26 protein-coding genes are annotated in these 22,816 nt (G+C 69.8%); 15 read left to right on the top strand and 11 right to left on the bottom strand.

Annotated elements, in window-relative coordinates; all coding sequences use genetic code 11:
- Positions 1-17: 17 nt before the first annotated feature.
- The gene (locus ACZ63D_RS18550; protein ID WP_465355509.1) at positions 18-1,019 is read right to left on the bottom strand and encodes a helix-turn-helix domain-containing protein; all 1,002 of its coding nucleotides are present in this window, start codon (positions 1,017-1,019) and stop codon (positions 18-20) included.
- A 125-nt stretch (positions 1,020-1,144) separates the two neighbouring features.
- Here ACZ63D_RS18550 and ACZ63D_RS18545 point away from each other — a divergent pair, with 125 nt between their 5' ends.
- Positions 1,145-1,663 carry a hypothetical protein gene (locus ACZ63D_RS18545; RefSeq protein WP_465355508.1) on the top strand — a complete coding sequence of 173 codons (519 nt, stop codon included), beginning with the start codon at positions 1,145-1,147 and terminating at the stop codon, positions 1,661-1,663.
- Here the strand turns inward: ACZ63D_RS18545 and ACZ63D_RS18540 are convergent.
- From ACZ63D_RS18540 to ACZ63D_RS18530, 3 genes are all read right to left on the bottom strand, one after another.
- Positions 1,609-2,028, bottom strand: coding sequence for an ATP-binding protein (locus ACZ63D_RS18540; RefSeq protein ID WP_465355507.1), 420 nt, complete (start codon positions 2,026-2,028; stop codon positions 1,609-1,611). The genes ACZ63D_RS18545 and ACZ63D_RS18540 overlap by 55 nt on opposite strands.
- A gap of 64 nt (positions 2,029-2,092) precedes the next feature.
- Complete coding sequence (locus ACZ63D_RS18535; protein WP_465355506.1) at positions 2,093-2,869, bottom strand: SigB/SigF/SigG family RNA polymerase sigma factor; 777 nt, start codon at positions 2,867-2,869, stop codon at positions 2,093-2,095.
- Positions 2,866-3,282, bottom strand: a complete 417-nt coding sequence (locus tag ACZ63D_RS18530; RefSeq protein ID WP_465355505.1) for an anti-sigma factor — start codon at positions 3,280-3,282, stop codon at positions 2,866-2,868. Before ACZ63D_RS18530 ends, ACZ63D_RS18535 begins: the two co-directional genes overlap by 4 nt.
- Before the next feature lie 152 nt (positions 3,283-3,434).
- Between ACZ63D_RS18530 and ACZ63D_RS18525 the strand changes: the two genes are divergently transcribed.
- From ACZ63D_RS18525 to ACZ63D_RS18515, 3 genes are all read left to right on the top strand, one after another.
- Positions 3,435-3,740 (top strand): WhiB family transcriptional regulator, encoded by a 306-nt coding sequence (locus ACZ63D_RS18525; RefSeq protein WP_009086013.1) that lies wholly within the window; start codon positions 3,435-3,437, stop codon positions 3,738-3,740.
- Between the two features lie 222 nt (positions 3,741-3,962).
- A complete protein-coding gene (locus ACZ63D_RS18520; protein WP_344287754.1) occupies positions 3,963-4,316 on the top strand; it encodes an STAS domain-containing protein in 354 nt (117 codons plus the stop codon).
- Between the two features lie 58 nt (positions 4,317-4,374).
- Entirely contained in the window at positions 4,375-5,160 is a 786-nt protein-coding gene (locus tag ACZ63D_RS18515; protein ID WP_465355579.1) for a metal-dependent hydrolase, read from the top strand.
- Between the two features lie 7 nt (positions 5,161-5,167).
- Here ACZ63D_RS18515 and ACZ63D_RS18510 read toward each other — a convergent pair whose 3' ends face one another.
- Positions 5,168-6,508, bottom strand: a complete 1,341-nt coding sequence (locus ACZ63D_RS18510; RefSeq protein ID WP_465355504.1) for a flavin monoamine oxidase family protein — start codon at positions 6,506-6,508, stop codon at positions 5,168-5,170.
- Positions 6,509-6,626: 118 nt separating this feature from the next.
- Here ACZ63D_RS18510 and ACZ63D_RS18505 point away from each other — a divergent pair, with 118 nt between their 5' ends.
- On the top strand, positions 6,627-7,232 hold the full coding sequence (locus ACZ63D_RS18505) for a TetR/AcrR family transcriptional regulator (protein WP_465355503.1): 606 nt from the start codon (positions 6,627-6,629) through the stop codon (positions 7,230-7,232).
- On the opposite strand, the gene ACZ63D_RS18500 is transcribed toward ACZ63D_RS18505, so the two are convergent.
- Positions 7,229-7,993, bottom strand: coding sequence for a nuclear transport factor 2 family protein (locus ACZ63D_RS18500; RefSeq protein WP_465355502.1), 765 nt, complete (start codon positions 7,991-7,993; stop codon positions 7,229-7,231). The two genes, ACZ63D_RS18505 and ACZ63D_RS18500, sit on opposite strands and share 4 nt — an antisense overlap.
- Positions 7,994-8,175: 182 nt before the next feature.
- Here ACZ63D_RS18500 and ACZ63D_RS18495 point away from each other — a divergent pair, with 182 nt between their 5' ends.
- Positions 8,176-8,721 carry a TetR/AcrR family transcriptional regulator gene (locus ACZ63D_RS18495; protein WP_037807285.1) on the top strand — a complete coding sequence of 182 codons (546 nt, stop codon included), beginning with the start codon at positions 8,176-8,178 and terminating at the stop codon, positions 8,719-8,721.
- Here the strand turns inward: ACZ63D_RS18495 and ACZ63D_RS18490 are convergent.
- Positions 8,718-9,296, bottom strand: coding sequence for a helix-turn-helix domain-containing protein (locus tag ACZ63D_RS18490; RefSeq protein ID WP_465355501.1), 579 nt, complete (start codon positions 9,294-9,296; stop codon positions 8,718-8,720). The two genes, ACZ63D_RS18495 and ACZ63D_RS18490, sit on opposite strands and share 4 nt — an antisense overlap.
- Positions 9,297-9,387: 91 nt before the next feature.
- Between ACZ63D_RS18490 and ACZ63D_RS18485 the strand changes: the two genes are divergently transcribed.
- Positions 9,388-10,599 carry an MFS transporter gene (locus ACZ63D_RS18485; protein ID WP_465355500.1) on the top strand — a complete coding sequence of 404 codons (1,212 nt, stop codon included), beginning with the start codon at positions 9,388-9,390 and terminating at the stop codon, positions 10,597-10,599.
- Here ACZ63D_RS18485 and ACZ63D_RS18480 read toward each other — a convergent pair.
- Positions 10,516-11,781, bottom strand: a complete 1,266-nt coding sequence (locus tag ACZ63D_RS18480; RefSeq protein ID WP_465355499.1) for an MFS transporter — start codon at positions 11,779-11,781, stop codon at positions 10,516-10,518. The two genes, ACZ63D_RS18485 and ACZ63D_RS18480, sit on opposite strands and share 84 nt — an antisense overlap.
- Positions 11,782-11,899: 118 nt before the next feature.
- On the opposite strand from ACZ63D_RS18480, the gene ACZ63D_RS18475 reads away from it, so the two are divergent.
- On the top strand, positions 11,900-12,244 hold the full coding sequence (locus tag ACZ63D_RS18475) for a hypothetical protein (RefSeq protein WP_465355498.1): 345 nt from the start codon (positions 11,900-11,902) through the stop codon (positions 12,242-12,244).
- Positions 12,245-12,246: 2 nt separating this feature from the next.
- Here the strand turns inward: ACZ63D_RS18475 and ACZ63D_RS18470 are convergent, their stop codons facing one another.
- Both ACZ63D_RS18470 and ACZ63D_RS18465 read right to left on the bottom strand, forming a co-directional pair.
- Entirely contained in the window at positions 12,247-13,839 is a 1,593-nt protein-coding gene (locus ACZ63D_RS18470; protein ID WP_465355497.1) for an ABC transporter permease, read from the bottom strand.
- Positions 13,836-14,735, bottom strand: coding sequence for an ABC transporter ATP-binding protein (locus ACZ63D_RS18465; RefSeq protein ID WP_465355496.1), 900 nt, complete (start codon positions 14,733-14,735; stop codon positions 13,836-13,838). Before ACZ63D_RS18465 ends, ACZ63D_RS18470 begins: the two co-directional genes overlap by 4 nt.
- A gap of 94 nt (positions 14,736-14,829) precedes the next feature.
- Between ACZ63D_RS18465 and ACZ63D_RS18460 the strand changes: the two genes are divergently transcribed.
- Entirely contained in the window at positions 14,830-15,315 is a 486-nt protein-coding gene (locus ACZ63D_RS18460) for a GbsR/MarR family transcriptional regulator (RefSeq protein ID WP_465355495.1), read from the top strand.
- Here ACZ63D_RS18460 and ACZ63D_RS18455 read toward each other — a convergent pair.
- Entirely contained in the window at positions 15,312-15,875 is a 564-nt protein-coding gene (locus tag ACZ63D_RS18455; RefSeq protein ID WP_465355494.1) for a TetR/AcrR family transcriptional regulator, read from the bottom strand. The genes ACZ63D_RS18460 and ACZ63D_RS18455 overlap by 4 nt on opposite strands.
- An 89-nt stretch (positions 15,876-15,964) precedes the next feature.
- Between ACZ63D_RS18455 and ACZ63D_RS18450 the strand changes: the two genes are divergently transcribed.
- The 6 genes from ACZ63D_RS18450 (at position 15,965) to ACZ63D_RS18425 (ending at position 22,800) form a co-directional block, all read left to right on the top strand.
- Entirely contained in the window at positions 15,965-16,594 is a 630-nt protein-coding gene (locus ACZ63D_RS18450; RefSeq protein WP_465355493.1) for an NAD(P)-dependent oxidoreductase, read from the top strand.
- Positions 16,595-16,735: 141 nt separating this feature from the next.
- Positions 16,736-17,485 (top strand): SGNH/GDSL hydrolase family protein, encoded by a 750-nt coding sequence (locus ACZ63D_RS18445; protein WP_465355492.1) that lies wholly within the window; start codon positions 16,736-16,738, stop codon positions 17,483-17,485.
- 100 nt (positions 17,486-17,585) lie between these two features.
- Complete coding sequence (locus tag ACZ63D_RS18440) at positions 17,586-17,726, top strand: hypothetical protein (protein WP_158242475.1); 141 nt, start codon at positions 17,586-17,588, stop codon at positions 17,724-17,726.
- Between the two features lie 1,344 nt (positions 17,727-19,070).
- Positions 19,071-19,676, top strand: coding sequence for an RNA polymerase sigma factor (locus ACZ63D_RS18435; protein WP_465355491.1), 606 nt, complete (start codon positions 19,071-19,073; stop codon positions 19,674-19,676).
- A complete protein-coding gene (locus ACZ63D_RS18430; RefSeq protein ID WP_465355490.1) occupies positions 19,673-20,158 on the top strand; it encodes a carboxypeptidase regulatory-like domain-containing protein in 486 nt (161 codons plus the stop codon). The genes ACZ63D_RS18435 and ACZ63D_RS18430 overlap by 4 nt, the downstream gene beginning before the upstream one ends.
- A gap of 53 nt (positions 20,159-20,211) precedes the next feature.
- Positions 20,212-22,800 (top strand): CHAT domain-containing protein, encoded by a 2,589-nt coding sequence (locus ACZ63D_RS18425; RefSeq protein ID WP_465355489.1) that lies wholly within the window; start codon positions 20,212-20,214, stop codon positions 22,798-22,800.
- Positions 22,801-22,816 lie beyond the last annotated feature (16 nt).

Raw genomic sequence — 22,816 nt, 5'->3', positions numbered from 1 at the left:
CCGGATAACCCCCGCGGTTATCCGGCTGCCGAGGGCTCGTCCAGCCAGCCCTGGCGGCTGACCTCCCACGCCAGCTGCATCCGGGTCTGCACGTTCATCCTGGACATCAGGTCGTGAATCCGCCGCTGCACGGTCCGCTGGCTCACCGCGAGCCGGGTCGCGATCGCCTTGTCGGTGACCCCCGCGACCAGCAGCGACAACAGGTGTCGCTCGTCCCGGTCCGGCCCGGCACCGCCAGGGGAGTCCTGCGGCGTTCCGTCCGCGCGCAACGGCCACGCGCGTTCCCAATAGCTTTCGAACAACGCGATCAACGCGGCCAGCAGACTGCTTTCCCGGATCAACGCGGCGGTCGGTTCGCCGGAGCCGTCGAGATTCTGCACCAGCGGGCACAACGCGATCGTGCCGTCGGCGATCGCCAGCCGCACCGGGACCACGGTGGACGACCGCGCCTCCTCGCCGTGCCGGATCCCGTGCGCGACGTTCTCGATCATGCCCGGCTGTTCCAGCATCGCCCGCTCGTAGACGACCCGGTACCGCACGCCGCGGGCGAGCGCGTCGTACTCGTCGGCGTTCTCGCCCGAGGCCATCGCGATGTGCCCGGCCCGGCAGAACCACAGCAACTCGTGCCGGGCGCCGACCTGGATGTTCGTCAGCTGCTGCCGGATCGCCGCGCTGCCGGTGATCACCTCGACCAGTTGCGTCGCGTCCCGCCGCCGCGCACCGCCGCGGTATTCCTCGGCCATCCGGCTCACCGCGGTGCGCGCCCATTCCAGGGATTCCTGCCCGCGCATCAGCAACGGCCCGAACGCGACGTCCGGCGGCGACGGCGCGTACCGCGGCTCGTCCCCGGCGACCAGGCTGACCAGCCCCTTGGCGTGCAGCGAACGCAGGATCGCCGAGACCTGTGCCGCGCTCAGCCCCAGCTGCTCAGCCACCTGCCGCGGTCCGGCGTCGAACATCCCCACGAGGAGCCGGTAGACCCGCTCCTCGTCCCCAGTCACCCCGATTGCGTCCAGCATCCGGCGAGCGTAAGGCACCGGCATCGGGAGCTAAGGAGACAAAACCGGACATCACCCGCCGGGGACCAGTCCCGGCGAACCGCGCTACAACCGGGCCGCGCACCCCCGGATCAAGAGGCTCGACGATGACCGACGATCCCCGCCCCCAGGCGTCTTCCAGCTCGGATGACCAGGCGTTTTCCGGACGACCGCGGAAGTCGCTCGCCCGGCGTCCAGCGCTGTGGATCGGGCTCGCGGCCGCGGCGGCCTTCGTCACCGGAATCGTGTTCTTCCTGCTGCCGGTCACTGCCCTTTATTACCTCGACGACGCCGGAAACCCCACGGACGTCCGGACGCTCTACGGAACGCGAAGCGACCAGATGCTGGGACTCCCCGCCAATGCCTTCGGCGAGGGCGACCCGCCGATGGACACCACGAGCGTCCGGATCGACTGCGGAACCGCGCTCAGCACCCCGGAGAGCTGGCTGATCACCGAGGCACACGGCGAGCAAGGCTGTGCGGTGGCCGAACGGCCGCGGATGATCGTGGGCTGGCTCGGCGTCGGGCTAGGGGTGCTCGGCGCGGCCGGAATCGCAGTGGGCGGCCGCCGTCAGGTGAGGCCGAACGCCGCCCAGACGCACTTCCCGCCGTCGGCCGGGTCGTAACCCCAGCGCCGGGACAGCGTGCGCACGAGCTGGAGCCCCCGGCTGCGCGCCGCGGACGGAGCGATCGGTTCTTTCAGCCGCGGCAGGGCGGTGGAGGTGTCGAAGACCCGCACCATCAGCTCTCCGTGCTCAAGCCGGAGTTCGAGCCGGTCCGGCCGGTCGCCGTGCTCGAAAGCGTTGGTGACCAGCTCAGAGGTCGCCAGCAGCACGTCGTCGCGCACCTGGGCGGGGACGTCGAGCTGAGCGAGCGCGGCGCGCACCTGGGCTCGCGCGAGCGCCGGCGCGGTGACATCGTCAGGAAGCTCCAGGCGCACCGTGGCGGCGGCCGCCTCGGTGCTCCTGGTCGGCATCCTCGATGTCGTCATGGCTTCCGCACCTCCCGGCCGCTGTGCTCGCATGTGGTGTTTACCCAACTCGGCCGAAAGCGAATCAGGTGCCCTCGGTGAGGTCAGTCTCGGCCAGTCCGGTACGGAGCTTTTTGAGCGTCGCCGCGAGCAGCCGCGACACCTGCATCTGGGAAACCCCGACGCGGCGCGCGATGTCGGACTGGCTCATCCCGGACCCGAAACGCAACGCCACGATCTTGCGTTCGCGCTCCGGGAGGCTGTCCAGCATCGGCCGCAGCGCCTCGCGCAGTTCGGCCTGGCCGAGGTTCGCGTCCGGTGCGCCGAAGCGCGTGTGCGCGGAGTTCTCCAGCAGGTTGTCCAGCGACGCCCCGTAGCGGCCCTGTCCCGCCCGCAGGCCCTCGTAGACGTCCTCGATCGGCACGCCGAGATGGCGGGCGATCTCACTGGGCTTCGGCGCGCGGGAAAGCCGCACGGTCAGCTCCTCACGGGCGGCCGAGATCGTCGCGTTGAGTTCCTTGAGCCGTCGCGGCACCCGGACCGACCAGCTGTTGTCGCGGAAATGGTGCCGCAGCTCGCCGGAGATCGTCGGCACCGCGAAAGCCAGGAAGTCGGTGCCCTGCGCCGGGTCGTAGCGGTCCACCGCGTGGATCAGGCCGACCGTCGCGATCTGCACGAGGTCGTCCATCGCCTCGTCGCGGTTGCGGAATTTCCGGGCCAGGTTGCGCGCCAGTTCGAGATGCTCGCGCACCAGCCGGTCCCGGATCTCCTCGCGGCGAGGCGAGTTCGCGGGCAGCTGCGTCAGCTCGTGGAACAGTGCTGCCACGTCGGTGGGCTTGTCGCCGCCGGCGGGGTTCGTCACGAGCTGGCCGCCTCACTCTCCCGGACCAATTGCACCCGGGAGAGGTACCGGCCGTTCGCCGGTGTCACGGTGCGCCGCGCGGACGTCGCGAGCGCGGTCAGCAGCTGCCAGGACAGACCGGTCTCGTCGCCGTGGTCGGCGCGGTCGGAGACCACCGACACAGTGACCTCGATCCGGCCGTCCAGCCAGGAGAACACGCAGGTCAGCTTGCCGTCAGCGGCCGAGGGCAGCAGCATCGAACAGGCCTCGTCCACGGCCATCCGCAGATCCTCGACCGCGTCCAGGTCGAAGTCCTGGCGCATCGCGATGTCGGCCACGATGGTGCGCAGAGTGGGCACCACGTGCGGGATAGCCGCCGTTCGCACCTCGATGAGCTGTGCGTCCTCGCGCTCGAGCGGGGCGTTCTCCTCCACGTGCTGTCCTTTCTCCGGCGTGCCACGCCAGTCTTTCGTGCCCGATCTGCCACATGCCCGTGGGGTGAGCAAACCAAACCCGGGTTTGACCGCCGCGACCGGCGGGCATGTAGCTCCTCGAGTGTGCTGATCCCGGGAAAGGTGGGGACGACATGGCTGACGTGAGCCGACTGCCCAACGTGGTGGCCGAGGAGTGGGAGTGGCAGCTTCAAGGCTCGTGCCGCGGAGCGGACAGCAGCCTGTTTTTCCATACCGACAATGAGCGCGGTTCCGCGCGCGAGCGCCGCGAGTCCCGCGCCAAGGCCATCTGCCACACCTGCCCGGTGCTGGCGCAGTGCCGCAAGCACGCGATGACCGTCGAAGAGCCGTACGGAATCTGGGGCGGGCTCGGCGAGATCGAGCGCCGCGAGCTGTTCATGCGCGAACGGCGGGCGAAGCGCAAGACCGTGTCCGCTTGAGCTGACCGGCCCGCCCACGACCCGCGCGCCCACCTGCGGCGCGCGGGGTGTTGTGCGTCCGCTGGCCGCCCGCCTGCCGAGGTGTAGCCATGTGCCGACGCGGCAGCGGTCACCCACTGGGTTAGGGTTGGGTCTCCAGATGCTTGGGACCGTGACACGGTTGCCTCTTGAGACAACAGGCGCGTACCGGCGCAGGAGCAGCGCCTGACGAGGAGAAACTGCATGCCCGCAGCCGACCAGAACGCCACTCCGCCCGGATTCGGCATCACGCTGGACACCGCGGCCGCAGAGCCGAGGGTAGTGGTCACGGGTGAGCTAGATCTGCTCACCAGCCCGCAGCTGCAGGAAGCTCTTGCCGGATTGATCGCGGACAAGAATTCCCGCCGCGTAGTGGCCGACCTCACCGGGGTGACCTTCTTCGACTCTTCGGCGCTGAACGTCGTCCTGCACGCCCAGCGGCAGGCCGGGGAACAGAACGTCGAACTCGAGGTCGTGCCGAGCCCGGCGGTCAGCCGGGTGATCGAGCTCACCGGCGTGGCCGAACACCTGAGCGTGTCGGAGGAACCTCCGGCCTGATCTCCCGATACGGTCGCGCGGACCGAAATGGCCCGCGACCTGGGGGATAACCATCATGATGGGGCGCACGCACGCCCTGACCGGCTGGTGCGCGGGGCTCGCCCTGGCACCCGCGGTCGGCGTCGGCTCGGTGCACCAGGCAGTGGTCTTCGCGGCCACCACGGCCGGGTTCGCGCTGCTGCCGGACCTGGACCATCCCGGTGCCAGCGCGACCCGCCTGTTCGGCTGGCTGACCGGAGCGTTGTCCTGGCTGCTGCGCCGGGTGTCTGCGGCTGTGTACGCCCTGACGAAGGGCCCGCGCGACGAGAAGGTGACCGGCACGCACCGGCACCTCTCGCACACCCTCTTGTTCGCCGTCGCTCTCGGCGCGGCCACTTCCGCGGGCTGTACCGCCGGCGGGGCCTGGGCCGTGCTGGGCGTGTTGTTGTTCGGGTTGCTGCTCGCCGTCGCCGCACTAGGCGACTGGCTGCTGCTGCCTTACGGCGGCGCGGTGGCCTGGTGGTACTTCACCGCGCCGGACGACCGGGTAGCCCAGCTCGCGGACATCTCCGGCTGGCTCGGCGTAGCCGTGGCGGTGGGGTGTTTCGTGCACTGCCTCGGCGATTCGCTGACCGAATCGGGCTGTCCGTTCCTGTTCCCGCTGCCGATCGCGGGGGAGACCTGGTACGAACTCCGCCCGCCGAAGCCGCTGCGGCTGCGCACCGGGAAGAAGGTGGAGACGCGGCTGGTCTTCCCGGTGTTCGCGCTGGTGGGGATCTTGCTGGTGCCAGGGGTGTGGGACTGGACGGTGGCCACGGTGGAGCACCTGTTCACCCCTTCGGCTTCGCAGACCGCCACGCACTGAGGCCAGCTCAAAGCCGCAGGATCTCCTCCGCGACGGCGCTGCCGGACCGAACCGCGCCTTCCATGTAGCCGTTCCACTCCACCGCGTACTCCGCGCCCGCCCAGTGGATCCGGCCGATCGGTGGCCGCAGCGCGTCGCCGTAACTGGTCCACACTCCGGGGGCGAAGTGGGCGCCGTAACAGCCTCGGGTGAATTCCTCCGCGCTCCAGTCCTTCTCGACGTACTCGGTCGGTTCGGCGGCCTGCGGTCCGAGGTAGCGGACGAAGGAATCGAGCACCGTCTGGCGGCGTCGGCCGGCCGGAAGACGTTGCCAGCGCCGTGCCTCGGCGCCCTCGACGAAGCCCAGGAGGATGCCGATTTCGCCGCCCGGCGGCGAAACGTCGAAGGTGACCTTGACCGGGCCGATGTCGGAGGCGGCCTGTCCGTTGAGCCTCTGCTTGCGCCAGAAGGGCGTGGGGTACGCGGCGAACGTCTTGGTGACCGTGCCCGCGGGCAGTTTCTGCGTGAGCTGGTCGCGCCAGGCGGGCAGTACCGGGTCGTACCGCAGTCGCCCGGCGAGCGTCGGCGGGAGGGCGATGACGACCCGGTCGCCGGTGAAGGTCTGGCCAGCGCGAGTGGTGACCGTGACACCCGTCCCGTCATGGGCCACCGACGCGACCGGGGTCGACAGCCTGACGTCGAGTCCGTCGGCGAGTCGTTGTGCCACCAGGACGGAGCCGCCGACGACGCGGTCCTGTTGTGCGCCGCGGTCGACGGCGAGGAGGGTTTCCAGGTCCGCGTTGCTGACCGCGTAGAACAGCGCGTGCAGCAGGGACAGATCGCTGGCGTCGGCGGCGAACACGGCTTCGGTCGCGATCCGGAAGTACGCTCGCCCGCTCGGGGTGCGCAGGTTGCGCCGGACCCAGGTCTCGAAGGTCTGGCTGTCGAGCAGGCGCGCCCTCGGATGCGCCCACGGCTGGGCCGGGTCGACGCTGCGGGCCAGCCTGCCGAAGCGGGTCAAGCCCTGCGCGAGGTCGGCGAGCGCGACCGGACTGAGCCGCGGCACGGCGCCCTTGGATCCGTTGACGAGGGCCCGTCGGCCGCGGAGCTGGACGAGCATTTTGCCTTCGTCGTTCCAGGTGCGGAAGGTCGCCAAGCCGAGTTCGCCGACGAGGTCGTGCATCCGGGAGTGGCCCTCGCCGATCCAGGTGCCGCCGAGTTCGATCGGATGGCCGCCGAGTTCGCCGCCTTCGAGCCGCCCGCCGACCCGGTCGCGAGCTTCGAGGACGACCGTCTCGGCTCCGGCCTCGCCGAGGTCCCGTGCGGCGGAGAGCCCCGCCAGTCCCGCGCCGACGACCACGACCTTCATGGCTTGCCCCTTTCGCGGATTCGGTCAGCTGACCGAATTGGTGCAGCGTAAGGAGCGCCACCGCGGCTGGCAAGGGTTCGTGGCAAGATTTCGGTCAACTGACCGAAGGGGAGCGGACATGCCGTACGTGGAGGCCGCGGTACGTCGTCAGCAGTTCATCGCGGCCGCCCGCGCCGCGCTGGCCGCGCACGGCGTCGCCAAGACTTCGCTGCGCGTGGTCGCCGCGCAGGCGGACGTCCCGCTGGCCACTATGCAGTACGTCTTCCCGTCGAAGGAGAAGCTGCTCCGGGCCGTGATCGAGGACGTCGTCGAAGAGATCGCCGGTGTTCTCCAGGCCTCGGCCGCCACCGACCAAGGCCTGGAGAAAGCGATCCGGCAAGGACTAGACACCTTCTGGGCCAAGCTCGTCCAGAGCGGACGCGAGCTGCAATTGCTGCAGTACGAGCTGACCATGTACGCGCTGCGCACCCCTGGCCACGAGGAACTCGCCCGCCTCCAGTACGCGCGCTACGCCGACGTCGTCGCTTCCTGGTGCCGGGAAGCCGCTGAGCGGGCGGGCGAGACCGCCGCTGTTTCCTTTGACCACCTCGCGCGCATGATCGTCGCCGGAGTGGACGGACTGATCCTGCAGTACGTCTGCGACCCCGACGACGCGCGTGCGCGGGAAGGACGCGATGCGTTGGCGGACATGACGATCGCGCTGGCGCGGGTCGACGCCGCTTAGGCCGATTCCGCGAACACCGGCGGCCCGGAGTAGTCCCGGGAGTGCACGATCCGCCCGTCGCGCACCGTCAGCACCATCGCGTACGTCGACACATACGGCTTGCCCTCGTACTCGCCGTGCAGGTCGTACTCCGCCACCAGCACCTCCGGATCGCTGGTTTCGTGCACGACGACCCGGTCCGCCTTCGTGATCCGGCGGCGCTCTCCGGCCTGGTGAAAGCGTTTGCGCAACTCCTCCCGGTCGCGCGTCACCTTCGGCACTCCGGCCGGGGCGAACGGGATTTCGATCACGACGTCCTCGGAGTACAGGTCGGCGAGGTCGTCCCAGCGGTTGTCGACGGCCGCGTCGAGGAAGCGCTGGAACACCTCCTTCGTGCCCATCAACGCGGCTGCCGCGCCGGTGTTCGGAAAGTCGCGGTACCGGGTGACCTCGCCGTTTCGCACGGTCAGCAGTCCGGCCGACGACGGCAGCCGGTAGCTGTGGCCGGTGTGGGGATTCCGGCCCTCGGCGACCAGTTCGACGGCGAATCCGTCCGCGGTTTCGGTAGTGGTGACCTCGACTTTCTCCAGTCCGATCCGGGCCGCGACCGCGCTGCCCGCGCCGAGCGTGGCCAGTACGGCGTCCCGGCCGGTGGAGCGGTGGCCGGTGAAGGGGATTTCGTAGACGGCGTCCTCGGCGAGAACGTCGGCGAGCGGTGTCGCGTCGATCGCACTCAGTGCGTTCGCGACGATCTCGGCCACCTCGGGCACGGTGCGGGGCATCAGAACCTCATTCGGGAAGACGGGAGGATAATCGGAACGGGGCACCCGCTTGCGACGATACGGAGCCCGTACTCCGGTTGTCAACGAGAGCCTGGAGATCTGAGACACGGTCAGAAGCGGCGGAGATCGTTCCAAGGAAGAATCGGACGACCGCACCACTTTGAGATCAGAGGAGATGGCCGGTGGAGAAGCCTGCGCTCCGCGCGGACGCGCGCCGGAACCGCGCCCGTGTGCTGGCTGCCGCCGAAGCAGCGTTCGCCGTCGACGGGCTTTCCGTGCCCCTTGACGACATCGCCCGGCTGGCTGGCGTCGGCGCGGGCACTGTCTATCGGCATTTCCCCAGCAAGGAAGCGCTGTTCCAGGCGGTCGTAGTGGAGCGGCTGGAGCAGTACGGCGTCGAGGCACAGGAGTTGATCGACTCCGACGCGCCCGGCGAAGCGTTCTACGACTACTTCACGCGCGTCATCGAACAGGCGTCGCGTAACCGTGCGATCTGCGAAGCGCTGGGCGAGACAAGCGGTTCTGCGTACAAAGCCGAAGCAGCAGAGCGGTTTCGGGTGAACCTGACCGCGCTTCTGGAGCGCGCGCAAGCCGCGGGCGCTGTACGCACCGACATCGACGGCGAAGACCTGCGCGCGCTCATCGTCGGTGCGCTCGCGGTGGAGCGATTTACGCCGGACAGCCGGCATCTGGTGCGCGTGCTGCTCGACGGTCTGCGCAAGGTCTAGCGGCGACCGGTACGCAGGTGGATGCGTTCGCCGGACTTGCTGAAGAGGCTGAGGATTTCGACGTCGCCCTTCCCCGCGGCACCGAACCAGTGCGGGATGTGGCAATCGAACTCGGCTGCTTCGCCGTGGCCCATGATGAAGTCGTGATCGCTCAGGCGTACGCGTAACCGCCCGCGAAGCACGTAGAGCCATTCGTGCCCGTCGTGGGTGCGCAGGTGGGGTTCTTCGTCGTGCGCCGGGATGATCTGTTTGTAGGCGCGGGGCTCTCCCTGGTGCCGGGACAGCGGGATCAGCACGCGCCCGTCCCGCTTGGCGGCGTGCTGGGGCACGCGCGGGTCGACGATCCGGGGCGCGGCGACGATCTCGTCGAACGGGACGCCCAGCGCCACGGTGATCGGCAGCAGCAGCTCCAGGCTTGGCTTGCGCTGTCCGGATTCCAGCCGGGACAGCGTGCTGGTCGAGATGCCGGTGGATCGCGAGAGGTCGGCCAGGCTGACGCCCTGCTTGTCCCTGGCCCGCCGCAGCCTGGGCGCGATCTGCTCGAGCACGCCGTCGACGGTGGGGTGGTGGTTCATGCGGCGCAGTCAACCAATGCGTCCCGGAAACGGCAACGTTTCTTGCCGTTTCCGGTCGGCTCTTCCGATGCTGGTCGCGGAGGTGATCCCCATGGATCCGAGAACCAGGCCCGCTGACTTGAGCAGCGCCCGACTGCCCGCCGGCGTCTACCTGCTCGCGTTCAGCCTGTTCGCGATGGGCAGCGCGGAGTTCCTTCTGGCGGGCGTGCTGCCGGCGGTCGCCGACGATCTCCACATTTCCCTGTCCTCAGCAGGGTTTCTCATCACCGCGTTCGCGCTCGGCGTCGTACTCGGCGGGCCACCGTTCGCCGTGCTCAGCTTGCGCTGGCCCCGTCGCACGGCGCTGATGGCCACCCAGGGAGTCTTCGCGGCCAGCGTTGCCGCCGGACTGCTGGGTGACTACCAGCTTTTGCTGGTGAGCAGGGTGATCTCGGGCCTCGCCTACGCCGGATTCTTCGCCGTCGCGTCGGTGACCGCGATCAGCCTGGTCGCCCCGGACCGCACCGCCCGCGCGTCCGGAGTCGTGGTCAGCGGCCTGAGCGTGGCCATGGTCGCTGGCGGACCGGCAGGCACCTTGCTCAGCCACTTCACCCAGTGGCGCGGCGGATTCTGGGCCGTGGTCGTGCTGACGCTCGCCGGAGTCGTCGCCTGCTCGCTGGGGATCCCCGCGGGGAACGACGGCTCTCGGCGCCCGAGTCTGTCTCGGGAACTGGTCACTCTTCGCATCCCGCGGCTCTGGGGCATTTACGGGATCACGATCCTGACGACGGCGGCGTACATGATCACGTTCAACTACCTCTCGGCCATGCTCGCCGAGATCACCGGCGTCCCCACGGTGTGGATTCCCGCGTTCCTCGCGCTCTTCGGAATCGGCGCTTTCCTCGGCCTGTCCATCGGTGGACGCGTCTCCGACCATCGACCCCACGCCGCGCTCCTGGGCGGATCCGTCGCGATCGTGGCCCTTTCGGTGGTCCTGGTTTTCGCGATCCATCGCCCGTGGGCAGTGGTTCCCGTGGTGTTCCTGCTCGGAATCGCGGCTTTCGTAGTGAATCCCGCGATCTACGGCCGGGTCTTCGCCATCGCGGCCGACGCCCCGACGCTCGCCGGGGCGACCACGGTGTCGGCTTTCCAGCTGGGAATCAGTGCCATACCCGTCCTGGCCGCAGCCGCGCTTGCCCAAGGCAGTGCTCTCACCTGGGTCAGCCTCATCGGAGCCGCTCTAGCGGCGCTCGCTGTCCCCCTCATTCTTCTCGACCGGCGACGCGACCTCATCCGGCAGGTCACGCATCTTGCGAAGCGGTGAAGCGAGCAGAATCACCGATGATGCAAGGATTCCGATACCGCACACGTACAGCGTGACCCGGGTTGTCGTCAGCTCGGCGATGAAGCCGCCGATCAGACTCCCCAGTGGAGCGATGCCGAAGATGACGGTCTGCGAAACCGATGACACCCGGCCTAGCAACTCGTGCGGAGTGACCGCTTGCCGGAAGCTCGTCTCGAACACGCCAAGCACGATGATCCCGAAGCTGGACCAGAAATTGCCGGCAACCCACCAGGCGAGGCCCCAGCCCGGTGTCGCGAAAGCGGGCAGCAGGAACGAGACGCTGTATACCGCGGCGCCGATGTACAACGCCCGCGCGGCACCGAACCGAGCGCCGAGCGGGCGCGCGACTCCGCTCGCGAGCAGTGCGCCGAACAGCGAGATCGTGCCGAGCAAACCGATCGTGAACGGGGCGAGGTGCAGGTCGCGCACCGAGAACACCATCGACACCGCCATGAACATCGACTGGAACAGGCTCGACGCGGCGCTGTGCAGGGCGATCGCCCGCAGGATCGGATTGCGCGCCACCGTCCGCAAGCCTTCGCCGATCTCGCGGCGGAGGTTTCGCTCGGCGGGCTCGGGCCGCACATCGGGCGTGCGAATGCGGCTCAGCCACGCGGCGGACCACAGGTAGGTCAGCGCGTCGGCCGCCATCGCGCCGGCGTTCCCGATGAACTGCACGATCAGCCCGCCGAGACCAGGCCCGGCGATCGCGGCGACGGACAGGTTCGTCTGCAGCCGGGCGTTGGCTTCGGGCAGGTGCCCGCGTTCGACGAGATGCGGCAGGTAGGTCTGGTGCGCGACGTTGAAGAACACCGTGAACGCGCCGGTCAGCAGCACCACGACATACAGATGGCCCAGCGTCAGCGACCCGAACGCCGCGGCGAGCGGAATCGAGCCGATGAGCGCCGCGCGGGCGAGATCGGCGGTGATCAGCACCGGACGGCTGCGCATCCGGTCACACCACGCGCCGACCTGCAGCCCGATCAGCAGGTACGGCAGCGTGCTCAGCGTCCGCAGCAGCGAGACCTCGACCACGGACGCGGCGAGGGTCGTGGTGGCCAGCAGCGGGATGACCAGGAAATCGATGCGGTTGCCGACCTGGCTGAGGCCGTCGGCGAGCCAGAGCCGACGGAAATCCGGCGAGCGAAGAATCCCCCTCATAAGGTTAGTGTTATATAAGTTGAGTCGGGATATATCAAGTTGCACAGTGCGTAACGACGCCTATGATCAACGCGACCAACCCTCGTAGCCGAGTGACCGTGCGGCGAGGAGGTGCCGAATGTCGGACACCGCTCCCACCTGGGGTTATGTCGTCGTGACCGGTCTTGCCGGGCTGGCCGGCGGGTTGCTCGTCGCCGCGCTGCTGGTCGCCGGTCGCACTCCGCGTCCGGCCGGGGAGTCGTCGCCGCCCACCCCACCGCCTGTGCAGCCGGTGACGGTCACGGTGACCGGCCTCCCTCTGCCGCCGATCACCGTCACCCGTCAACCGCCCGCGCCCCCGGCTCCGCCGCCGCGCACGACCACGGCCACGGTGTTGGTCACCCCGACACCGTCGAGCCCGCCGGCACCCCCGCCGACCACGCTGGGCCCGACCACCGGGTTCTTCCGCAGCGACGCGCGCTGACGTCAGCCGACGTCGCGTCGTCGCCAGCTGACCAGACCGGCCGCCAGCACGACCGCCGAGACCGCCAGCAGCACGACCAGCGGCAGTGCGGTGAACACCTCGCCGGGCACCTTCGGCGGATGCTGGAACGGCGAGACGTCGAGCAGCACCTGCGGCGCGTTGACGACCGGCCCGAACATGCTGATCAGCAACGCCAGCGCCGCCACGCCCCAAGCGGCGGTCGCCAGTTTCGGCAGCAGCCCGAAGATCAGCGCGGCCACCGCGACGATCACCCACGCCGCGGGCACCTGCACCGCCACGGCCGCGACCATGTTCCCGACCGAGCGTCCGACGTCACCGCTGCGCAGCCCGTTCGAAAGCCCGAGCAGCACACCCCCGACGAGCACGAGCAACGCGCTGCCGAGGAACGCGAACGCCAGGTGGCTCGCGGCCCAGCGCAGCCGTCCGACCCGGGTGGCCAGCAGCGGTTCCAGCCGCAGCGAGGTTTCTTCGGTACGCATCCGCAGCGTCGCCTGCACGCCGTAGAGCGAGGCGAGCATCGCGAACAGGCTCACCATCGTCGCGAGGAAGGCGTCGACCAGGCCGTGCGATCCGCCGAGCCGTTCGAAGATCTGCCTGCTCTGCTCGGTACCGCCGACCAGGCCGGAAATGCCCTGCGCGATCGTGCCGAACAACGCGCCGCCGACCGCGAGCCCGATCAGCCAGCCGAACAGCGGACCTCGCTGCAGCCGCCAGGCCAGCGAGAACGGCGAACGCAACGACGGCGCGGCCTCGCTGGGCCCGAGCCGCGGCGGAAGCAGGCCGACGCCGACGTCACGACGCGGCAGCAGCACGTAGGCCACGGCGAACAGCACGAGCGTGGTCGCGACGGGCAAAATCACTACCCACCAACGTTCTCCGGCGAACGGCCGGATCTGCTGTGCCCAGCCGAGCGGCGACAGCCACGACAGCCAGTGCGCGTCGGTGGTCGAATCACCCGCGCCACGCAACAGAAACGCGACGCCGAGCACGGCCGTGCCGATGCCGTTCGCGGTGCGCGAGTACTCGCCGAGTTGCGCGGCCACCGCGGCGACGCCGGTGAAGACCAGGCCAGCGAGCGCAGTGCTCGCGCCAAGCGCGACGGAACCCGCTGCGGGAACCTTCGCCGCCAGCGTGACCGCTTGCAGCACACCGATCAGCACACTCGCCCCGCCGGTCACCGCGAGAGCGGCGGTGAGCGGCGCGTATCGACCGACCACAGTGGACGCAAGCAGTTCGGCGCGGCCGGTGTCCTCCTCCGCGCGCGTGTGCCGGGTGAGCGTGAAGACCGCCATCAAACCGGTCAGCAGCGCTAGAAACCCGCCCATCCGCCAGGCGATGAACCCGCCCGCCGTGCCGAGGTTGAACGCCGGGCCGTAAAGCAGCGCGAACGACGGGTTCGCCGCCGCCGACGCGACGAGCCCGGCCCGGCTCGCGGCGGTCGGATAGAACTGGTCGTAGCTGCTGATCGTGGCCACCGGGACGAGGCTGAGCAGGACGATCCAGATCGGCAGGATGATCCGGTCGCGGCGCAGCGCGAGCCGGATCAGCGGCCCGGTGCCGGTGAGCGCGGTCATTTCCCGGCCTCGAGTTCGTCCGAGTAATGGCGCAGGAAGAGTTCCTCCAGCGTCGGCGGGCGGCTCTCCAGGCTGCGCACGCCGATCTGGGTCAGCTGGCGCAACGCGTCCTCGAGCGAGCGTGTTTCCACGTCGAAGCGGACGCGATTGCCGTCCATCTTGAGATCGTGCACGTCGGCGAGATTGGCGAGGCCGTTCGGCGGCCCGGCCAGCTCCGCGGTGATCGACGTGCGGGTGAGATGGCGCAGTTCGGCGAGCGTGCCGGACTCGACCGTACGGCCGTTGCGGATGATGCTTACCTTGTCGCACAAGGCTTCCACCTCGGCGAGGATGTGACTGGACAGCAGCACGGTGCGACCCTGCGCGCGTTCCTCCTGGATGACTTCCTGAAAAGTGGCCTCCATCAACGGGTCGAGGCCCGAGGTCGGTTCGTCGAGCAGCAGCAAGTCCACAGTGGACGCGAGCGCGGCGACGATGGCGACCTTCTGCCGGTTGCCCTTCGAGTACGTGCGGCCCTTTTTGCGCGGGTCGAGGTCGAAACGCTCGACGAGTTCCTTGCGGCGCTTCTGGTCGAGTCCGCCGCGCAGCCTGCCGAGGAGGTCGATGACCTCGCCGCCGGACAGATTGGGCCAGAGGTTGACGTCGCCGGGCACGTAGGCGAGCCGGTGGTGCAGGCTCGCCGCGTCGCGCCACGGATCGCCGCCGAGCAGCCGGACCTCGCCGGCGTCGGCGCGCAGCAGTCCGAGCAGCACCCGGATCGTGGTGGATTTCCCGGCTCCGTTCGGGCCGAGGAATCCGTGCACTTCCCCCGCGGGAACCTGAAGATCGAGGCCGTCGAGGGCCTTCACCCGGCCGAATGCCTTGCGCAGGCCGGAGATCGCGATGGCGTTTCCCATGGTTCGGAAGCTACACTCTTTTCACGAAGTTGTGAAGTTAAGAAAACGTCTGGACCGAGTGATCTTCTGGACGGTGCTGGGAGAGGATGGACGGATGACGACGCCTGAGACGAAGAGAGACGAGGACGCCGTCCGCCGCTACGTCGAAAGCCTGGGCCTGGTGATGTCCCAGATCGGCATGCAGCGCATGTCCGCCCGTGTGTTCGCGGCGCTGATGACGACCGACTCCGGGCAGCTGACCGCTGCCGAGCTGGCGGAGCAGCTGTCGGTGAGCCCGGCCGCGATCTCCGGTGCGGTGCGGTACCTGGACCAGATCGGTCTCGTGACGAAGGTCCGCGAACCCGGCGAGCGCCGGGACCACTACCGGCTCTACGACGACCTCTGGTACGCGACTTTCCTGAAACGCGACCGTTTCCTGATCATGTGGCGCGACGCGGCCACCGAAGGCGTCGACGCTCTCGGTGCGGATACGCCCGCCGGGAAGCGGCTGGCCGAGATGCGCGACTTCCTGGCCTTCATGCTGGTCGAGGTCAACAATCTGTACGACCGCTGGCACGAGCTGCGGAAGAATCGCGACTAGGCGAGCTTTTCCAGGGTCACGGCGAGCCGGTCCGCCAGGTCTGGTCGCGGCGGGCGTTCCTCGAAGGACGCGAGGAACGCCTCCTGGAAACACGCGCCGAGCAACAGCCGGGCCGCGGCCTCGGCGTCGAGATCGCGGGGCAGCCTGCCCAGTTCGACCTCGGCGGCGAGGTAGCCCGCGACGTGCTGGATCGGCAGTTCGGGGCCGTTCGCGAGGGTGTCCCGGTGGGTGCGGAGCAGCTCGCGCGAGGAGAAGATCGAGACGGAGATCGGGAAGCTCGCGCAGTAGAAGTCCAGCGCCGTCGTGGTCAATTCGGCGAGGTTGTCGCTGAGTTCCGCCTTCCCGGGTGCTTCGGCGAGCCTCGCCGCTGTGGCGGCGAGGTCGGGCAGTTCCTCTTTCAGCACCGCGAGGAAGAGTGCGGTTTTGTCCCGGAAGTGCTTGTACAGCAAGGCTTCCGAATAGCCCGCGGCCTGCGCGATGGCCTTGGTCGTGGCATGCGCGTACCCCTGCTCCCGCATGACCGACACCGCTGCGGCGACGATCTCTTCGCGGCTTCCCATGTGTGCTCCCTGAGGGTCTTCTCAGTGTGGTGAGTGTTCACTTACCCTAGCTGGTAAGTGTTCACTCACCCCCTCCTTGGAGGCCCCTCATGAAGATCACCGTCCTCGGCGCGAGCGGCCGGATCGGCGGTCTGGCGGTGCGGGACGCGCTGGCGCGCGGATGGCACGTGACCGCCGTGGTCCGCGACCCTGCGCGGTTGACCGTTCCCGCGCACCCCCGATTGGACGTCGCGGTGCACTCCCTGACTGATCCTGGCCTGGCCGAGGCGGTGACCGGGCGTGACGCTGTCGTCCTGGCCCTTGGCCCCACGGACCTCAAACCGACGACGGTCAACTCCGACGGCACCCGTTCCGTCGTGTCCGCCTTGCGTGGTTCCCCGACGCGGTTCGTGGTGGTGAGCGCGTCTGGCTTGCCCGCGGAGGGAGACACCCTGTTCGCGCGGCTGGTGATGAAGCCATTGCTGGGTGCCGTGCTGCGCAACGGCTACGCCGACCTGCGGCGGATGGAGGCGATCCTGCACGAGGCCCCGGAGGTGCGGTGGACGATCGTGCGTCCGACGCGGCTGACCGACAAACCCGCGCGGGACCAGGTGCGCAGTCAGGTCGGGCGGGATGTGCGGGGGAGTTTCCAGATCTCGCGAGCGAACGTGGCCCGGTTCCTGCTGGACGCGGCCGAGGACGAATCTTTGGTAGGGAAGACGGTGTCGATCTCGCAGTGAGTCCCGTGGGATGCCTGTGCTCGCCGGGCTGGCGGCGGTTTTCCCCAAACTATCCCCAGGGTTGTCCACAACTCATCTCCCCTGTGGACAACTCCCGCCGCGGGACCGGATCTGTCGTAGTCCCTCGTTACTGTCGGAGGCATGGCAGTTCTTCGGCTGTTCCTCCTTTTCCTGATGGCACCCGTGTTGGTCGCACAGGCGGTTCGGGTGCGTCGGACGACTCCGCGGCTTCCCGGTGCCGCGGGGCCGATCGAGGGCTCTCTCGGCACCGGGCGACCGCTGCGGCTCACCGTGCTCGGCGAATCGACGGTGGACGGCGTCGGCGCGCTCACCCACGCCGATGCGCTCACCGGCCAGCTCGCGCTGGGGTTCGCCCGCGCGTACCCGGACCGGGAGGTGCGCTGGCAAGCACTGGGTCTCACCGGCGCGTCGGCGCGAGTGGTGCTCGACGAGCTGGTTCCGCGCGTGCGGGCGGCTGACGTCGTGGTCGTCGTGCTCGGCGTGAACGACACTCTGGAGCTGCGCTCGGCCGCGGGGTACCGGCGGGATCTGCTGTCGATCATCGTCGAGGTGCGGCGCCGGGTCGGCGACGTCCCGGTCGTGCTCGCGGGCGTGCCGCCGCTCGCGAGTTTCCCGTCCTTGCCCCGGCCGCTGCGGGACCTGCTCGGCGCGCGGTCCGTCGCACTCGACCGGGCGGCACGGTCGCTGACCCGGCTTCCCGGGGTCACGCACATCCCGTTGGAGCCAGGACTGCTCCGTCCGGGAATGTTCGCCGCTGACCGTTTCCATCCCGGCCCGCTCGGTTACCGCGCCTGGGCCGCCGCGCTCGCGGAAGGGTTACCGATCGTCACGGACGGTTGGCATCCGGGGGAGGTGACACCGCCGTCCTGACCGGCAGGTTCACGAAAATCCCAAAAACTTTGGCGCTCCGTGTATCTAGGCGCACCCTGGATGCGTCCTATAGGGCGAACCAAGGAAAAGGGAGGGCCACATGCCTGCGGATCAGAAGGACGAGCGGCAGCCGGGAACCACCGTTCCGCCCGTCAAGACGAGCCCCGCGCCTGGGGCGAACCGGGGAGTGCAGCCGGACGGCAACCACGAGCCGCTCGACGACACCGGCACTGCCAAGTAGCGAGACCGGGCGACGGCCGGGAGCCGAGGGGGCTGCCGGACGTCGTCAGCCGGAAGGGATTCGGGGAGGAATCCCGTCCGGCGGAGCCCGAAAGGGGAGCGGGCTCCCCTGGGGGCGGGGAGCACCGGCTGGCGTAGAACCGCTCGCGCCGGCCGGTGCGCACCCGCGCGAACGCACTCGACCGGCGACCTGCTCGGCATCAAAGGGGGCGAGCAGGCCGACGGCCGGTGCGAAGTGAGAGATGGACGAGACGACAAGGACTGGCCACGCCGCCGGTCCGGTTCCGCTCGGCCCGGGTCAGGGGACCATGCCCGGCCGGACGGGTTCGGAGGGGACCCGGCTGGCTGCCGAACGGACCGGAACGGCGGGGACGGCCAGGCTGACGGGACCAGCTCGCGGGCTGGCGCGGTGGATCTCGGGGAGGGATTTGCCGGGGCGGCGGGTGGTGCGAGCCAGTCCGGTGGGACTGGTGGGTTGGCTCGCGGGCTGGCGCGGTGGGACGGGTTCGGGAACGGGCCTGTTCGGCTGGCGGGTTTCGCGGGTTGATCCGGCGGACTGACGGGTTGGCTTGCGGCCTGCCTGGCTCGGTGGGCCTCGGGGAGGGGGTTCGCGGGGCTGGCAGGCAGCGCGAAGCCAATCCGGCGGACTGACGGGTTGGCTTGCGGAGCCGTCCGGCGCAGCGGGCCTCGGGGAGGGGCCCGCAGAGTCGGCGGGCGTGCGGGCTGATCCGGCTGGCGGGTCGGCTTGCGGCGCGGCCAAGGCGGGACGGGTTCGGGGAGGAACCCGCCCAGCCGAGCCGGGCCGGTGAGCTGACCTGACCGCGTCGGCGGATCGGATCCGGGGGAGGGATCCGTCCGGCCGAGCTGGGTCCGGCGGGGCGCGATGGGTCGTTGGGGGACTCGTCGAGTACCGCCGGAGCTGCCGGGACACGGCCGTGCTGGAGGGGGAGCCCAGCCGGACGTGTCCCGCGGCTCAGCCGGGGCCGTCAACACCGCACAACCAGCCTGACCTGCGAAAACATCACCACAACCGCTCTGCCGAACAGCCCGGGACCACGGCGAAACCCACCCGCCGCGGTTCCACTAAAAAACTCACCCGAAAAAAAGTCAGAGATTGATGTATCCCAGAGCCAGTTGTTCGCTCCTCAACCAAGAGCCCACCCACCGGGCACTCACCGTGCCCCTGGACCCCATCCGCATCATCGACCCCGTTGAAAGAGCGCGCACCATTCACGATCGATCCGGTACCCGACCGGAGAGGCGACCCGCGACGGGCCCGGCCGTGCCGACACGACCGGAGGCTTGCTCGCCCAGGTCGGCCCACCTCCGGAGTGAGGCAGCTACGGTGACCGACGTGCACACCACCGAGGTAGACCCGCCCTGGGAAGGCCTGACCGGCGCCGACCTGCACGCCGCGTGCATGGAAGCGGCGCAGGGCGGCGATCGGCGCGCCATGGCGAAACTCGTCGACGAGCTGACGCCGCTCGTCTGGCACGTGGCGCGGGCCAACGGGCTCGACCGGCAAGTGGCCGAGGACGTGGTCCAGACCGTGTGGCTCGCTCTGTTCAGCCAGCTCGCGAAGCTGCGCGACCCCCGCGCGCTCGCCGCCTGGCTGATCACCACGACTCGCCGCGAGGCGACCCGTCCCTACGGCAGGCGCGCCCAGCCGGTGCCGCTGTCGGACGAGGTGGCCGCGACGCTGGAAAGCGATCATCCCGCCCCTGAGGAGGAAGCCGTCCGCGCCGACCGGGATCGCCGGGTCTGGCGCGCCTTCCTCCGGCTGCCCGCACGCTGCCAGGAGCTGCTGCGGCTGACCGTCCTCGCCGGCCGTGCCGAGTACCGGGCGGTGGCCGAGGCCATGCAGATGCCGCGCGGCAGCGTCGGACCCACCAGGGGTCGCTGCCTCGACTCGATGCGTGATCTGCTCGCAGGAGAAGGGGGTGGCCGGTGAGCGACGACATCGGCAGGCCGGGACACGGCCACGCGATTCCGGACGACGAAACCATTCTGGCGGACATCGGCCGGTTCCTCGACGAGCTCGACCCGCCGCCGGACGATCTGGTGCAGCGGGTCCAGTTCGCGCTCGAGCTCGAGAACCTCGACGTCGAGGTCGCGCGCTGGGAGCGGCTCGACGAACTGGCGGGCGTGCGCAGCACGGCGACCGGCACGATCACGTTCACCGTCAGCGACCTGACCGTGATGATCAACCTGACCAAAATCGGGAAGGTGCACCGGATCGACGGCTGGCTCGCGCCCGCGGGCGAGTACGACGTGGAGGTCCGGGTCGCCGATCACGGCACGTTCGCGACGGCGACCGACGAGGGCGGCCGGTTCGTGCTCGAAGGCGTCCCCTGCGGAACCACGCAGATCCTCGTGCACCTCGGCACCGGCCCGCACCGCCGCACCGTGGTCACGCCGACCGTCGTGCTCTGAGAAACCCGGACGGGCGTTATGGAGAGTGGCGGGGGTGTGCTCCCATAGAGTCCGTGTCCGCGCCCGTCCATGATCGAACGATCGCGGCGGCGTCCGATCTGTACGCGCGCGGCCGGGCCGCCGCGTCCGACCAGCGGCCCGGCATCGCGGTGCGGTTGTTCCGCAGCGCGCTCACGCGGCTGGCGCGCGTCGGCGAACCGCTGCCCGAGCACCGGCAACTGCAGGTCCGCGTCCTGGTGAGCCTCGGCGCGGCCGAGGCGGAGGTCTCCTCCACCGACGCCGGTCTCGTCCACCTGGAGACCGCGCGCCAGCTTCGCGACCAGCTGCCGGAAAGCAAGGTCGCCCGCGAACTGGGCTTGCTGGTCACCGGCCAGCGAGCGGTGGTGCTGATGCGCGGCGGCCGGTTCAGCGAATCGCTGTCGGTGTACGACGCGGTCATCCCCGGAATCGAGGCCGAGTTCGACGACGGCCGCCGGACGCTGGTCGTCATGCTCTTGAACCGCGCGCTCGTCCAGATGGCGCTGAACCATCCGAACGCCGCGAAAGCCGACCTGGAACGCGCGCTCGGGTTCGCCCGCGAAAACGGGCACACCCTGCTCGAAGGCAAGATCCGGCAAAACCTCGGCGACCACGCGCAGCTCATCGGCGACGTCCCGCAGGCGCTGTCCAGTTACGAACAAGCCGCCCGGATTCTCGTGACCGAATCGCCCGGTTCGATCCCGTTGATCCGGCTCGACCAGGCCCGCGCGCTGCTCACCGCGGGCCTTGCCGACGAAGCGGGCAAACACCTCGACGAAGCGCTGCCGGAGTTGCGCGCCAACGGATCCGGGCAGCACATCGCGGAAGCGGAGGTCGCCCGGGCCGCGGCGGCGTTGCTGGAGGGCGATTTCGCGCTGGCGCGAAAGTCCGCTTCGGACGCGCGTCGCCGATTTCTCCGCCGCGGCAATCGAACCTGGGCCGAGATCGCCGGTCTGGCGAGGTTTCGCGCGGAGGCGCAGCAGGTGCTGTCCGACCGCGAAGGACGCTCTACCTCGCGGCTTCCCGCCGAGCTTGTCTCCATCGCCGAACGGCTGGCCGCGCTCGGGCTCCGCGACGAAGCGGCGGTCGCGCGGCTCTTCGCGGTCCGGTTGCTGATCCGCCGCAAGGAAATCGCCGAAGCCTCGCTGGTGCTCAAACACGTGCCCGCCCCGCGCGCGACGTCGCCGGTCGACCACCGGATGCTGTTCCGGTTGTGCCGTGCGGAACTGGCCGTCGCGGAGGACCGGCCGCGCGCGGCGCTCGCACAGGCCCGCGCCGGACTGCGCGAACTCGGCACGATCCGCGACCGGATGGGCGGACTCGACCTGCTGTGCGGCACGGCCGTGCACGGCGAGGAACTCGGCAGACTGGCGATGCGGCTCGTGCTGCGGCGCGCGCGGCGGAACGCGGCTGGCGCGCGGCGGATGTTCGCGTGGCTCGAACGCACCCGCGCGCAGGTGTACCGGTACGAACCGCTGCCGGTGATCGAGGACCCGGTGCTGGCCAAGCACATCAACGAAATGCGGCACGTCCAGCGCACCATTCAGCGTGCCCGGCTGGCGGGCGAGTCGGTGAAGGGGCTGGAGCAGCGGTACAGCGAACTGCAGCGCGAGGCGAGCAGGCTCGGCTGGTACACGAGCCAGTGGGGCCGCCCGCGCCCGGTCGCGACGCCGGACGAGGTCGTCGCCGCGCTCGGCGACCGGGTGCTGGTGAGTTTGGTGCCCTACAACAATCAGCTGTACTCGGTGGTCGTCGACCGCGGCACGTTCCGGCTGCTCAAACTGGGTCCGCTGGACGACATCGTGGAGACCGCGACCCAGTTGCACGCCGACCTCGACGCGCTCGCGCCGGACCATCTGCCGCCGATGATGGCGGAGACGGTGTCCGCGTCCGCGCGCCGCCGGGCGGAGAAGCTCGACGCGTTGATTTCCGCGTCGCTGGTGAAAACTCTCGACGACCGCGAGCTGGTGATCGTTCCGATCGGGCAGCTGTACGCGATGCCGTGGGGTGCGTTGCCGTCGCTGCGTGGGCATCCGGTGTCGATCGCTCCGTCGGCGACCGCGTGGATCACCGCGAAACGTCCGGCCGAGGACGGCCCGGTGCTGCTGGCGGGCGGGCCAGGCGTGCCGGGCGCGGTCGGCGAGGTGAGCAAGCTGCGCTCGGTGTATCCGGACGCGCAGCTGGTCGAGGGCGACGACGCGACGAGTGCCACGGTCCTGACCGCATTGGACGGAACCCGCCTGGCGCACTTGGTCGCGCACGGCGCGCACGAACCGGCGAACGCGCTGTTCTCCCGCGTGGAGCTGGTCGACGGCCCGCTGTTCGCGCACGAGACGACCCGGCTGGCGAACCCGCCGGAGCGGGTGGTGCTGGCCGCGTGCGAACTGGCGATGAGCCACATCCGGCCGGGCGAGGAAGCGCTGGGCTTCGCTGGAACACTGCTGGCGAGCGGCTCGCGAACGGTCATCGGCGCGGTAGCACGCGTCGGCGACCGCGCGGCGGCGGACACGATGGCGGACCTGCACCGGCGGCTGGCCGAGGGGACGTCGCCCGCGTTGGCACTGGCCGAGGCGGTGGCGGTGGATCCGATGCGGCGGCCGTTCGTGTGCCTCGGGGCTGGCTGAGCGCGCCCCCGGACGG

This window comes from Amycolatopsis sp. NPDC104775 (assembly GCF_055583325.1).
Note: the sequence above shows the minus strand (reverse complement) of the source record. Positions and strands in the feature narration are given on the sequence as shown.

Bases quoted from the DNA above. Each gene is read 5' to 3' on its own strand.
- ACZ63D_RS18550 (WP_465355509.1), bottom strand. From the start codon at position 1,019: ATGCTGGACGCAATCGGGGTGACTGGGGACGAGGAGCGGGTCTACCGG.
- ACZ63D_RS18545 (WP_465355508.1), top strand. From the start codon at position 1,145: ATGACCGACGATCCCCGCCCCCAGGCGTCTTCCAGCTCGGATGACCAG.
- ACZ63D_RS18540 (WP_465355507.1), bottom strand. From the start codon at position 2,028: ATGACGACATCGAGGATGCCGACCAGGAGCACCGAGGCGGCCGCCGCC.
- ACZ63D_RS18525 (WP_009086013.1), top strand. From the start codon at position 3,435: ATGGCTGACGTGAGCCGACTGCCCAACGTGGTGGCCGAGGAGTGGGAG.
- ACZ63D_RS18520 (WP_344287754.1), top strand. From the start codon at position 3,963: ATGCCCGCAGCCGACCAGAACGCCACTCCGCCCGGATTCGGCATCACG.
- ACZ63D_RS18515 (WP_465355579.1), top strand. From the start codon at position 4,375: ATGGGGCGCACGCACGCCCTGACCGGCTGGTGCGCGGGGCTCGCCCTG.
- ACZ63D_RS18510 (WP_465355504.1), bottom strand. From the start codon at position 6,508: ATGAAGGTCGTGGTCGTCGGCGCGGGACTGGCGGGGCTCTCCGCCGCA.
- ACZ63D_RS18505 (WP_465355503.1), top strand. From the start codon at position 6,627: ATGCCGTACGTGGAGGCCGCGGTACGTCGTCAGCAGTTCATCGCGGCC.
- ACZ63D_RS18500 (WP_465355502.1), bottom strand. From the start codon at position 7,993: ATGCCCCGCACCGTGCCCGAGGTGGCCGAGATCGTCGCGAACGCACTG.
- ACZ63D_RS18490 (WP_465355501.1), bottom strand. From the start codon at position 9,296: ATGAACCACCACCCCACCGTCGACGGCGTGCTCGAGCAGATCGCGCCC.
- ACZ63D_RS18485 (WP_465355500.1), top strand. From the start codon at position 9,388: ATGGATCCGAGAACCAGGCCCGCTGACTTGAGCAGCGCCCGACTGCCC.
- ACZ63D_RS18480 (WP_465355499.1), bottom strand. From the start codon at position 11,781: ATGAGGGGGATTCTTCGCTCGCCGGATTTCCGTCGGCTCTGGCTCGCC.
- ACZ63D_RS18475 (WP_465355498.1), top strand. From the start codon at position 11,900: ATGTCGGACACCGCTCCCACCTGGGGTTATGTCGTCGTGACCGGTCTT.
- ACZ63D_RS18470 (WP_465355497.1), bottom strand. From the start codon at position 13,839: ATGACCGCGCTCACCGGCACCGGGCCGCTGATCCGGCTCGCGCTGCGC.
- ACZ63D_RS18465 (WP_465355496.1), bottom strand. From the start codon at position 14,735: ATGGGAAACGCCATCGCGATCTCCGGCCTGCGCAAGGCATTCGGCCGG.
- ACZ63D_RS18460 (WP_465355495.1), top strand. From the start codon at position 14,830: ATGACGACGCCTGAGACGAAGAGAGACGAGGACGCCGTCCGCCGCTAC.
- ACZ63D_RS18455 (WP_465355494.1), bottom strand. From the start codon at position 15,875: ATGGGAAGCCGCGAAGAGATCGTCGCCGCAGCGGTGTCGGTCATGCGG.
- ACZ63D_RS18450 (WP_465355493.1), top strand. From the start codon at position 15,965: ATGAAGATCACCGTCCTCGGCGCGAGCGGCCGGATCGGCGGTCTGGCG.
- ACZ63D_RS18445 (WP_465355492.1), top strand. From the start codon at position 16,736: ATGGCAGTTCTTCGGCTGTTCCTCCTTTTCCTGATGGCACCCGTGTTG.
- ACZ63D_RS18440 (WP_158242475.1), top strand. From the start codon at position 17,586: ATGCCTGCGGATCAGAAGGACGAGCGGCAGCCGGGAACCACCGTTCCG.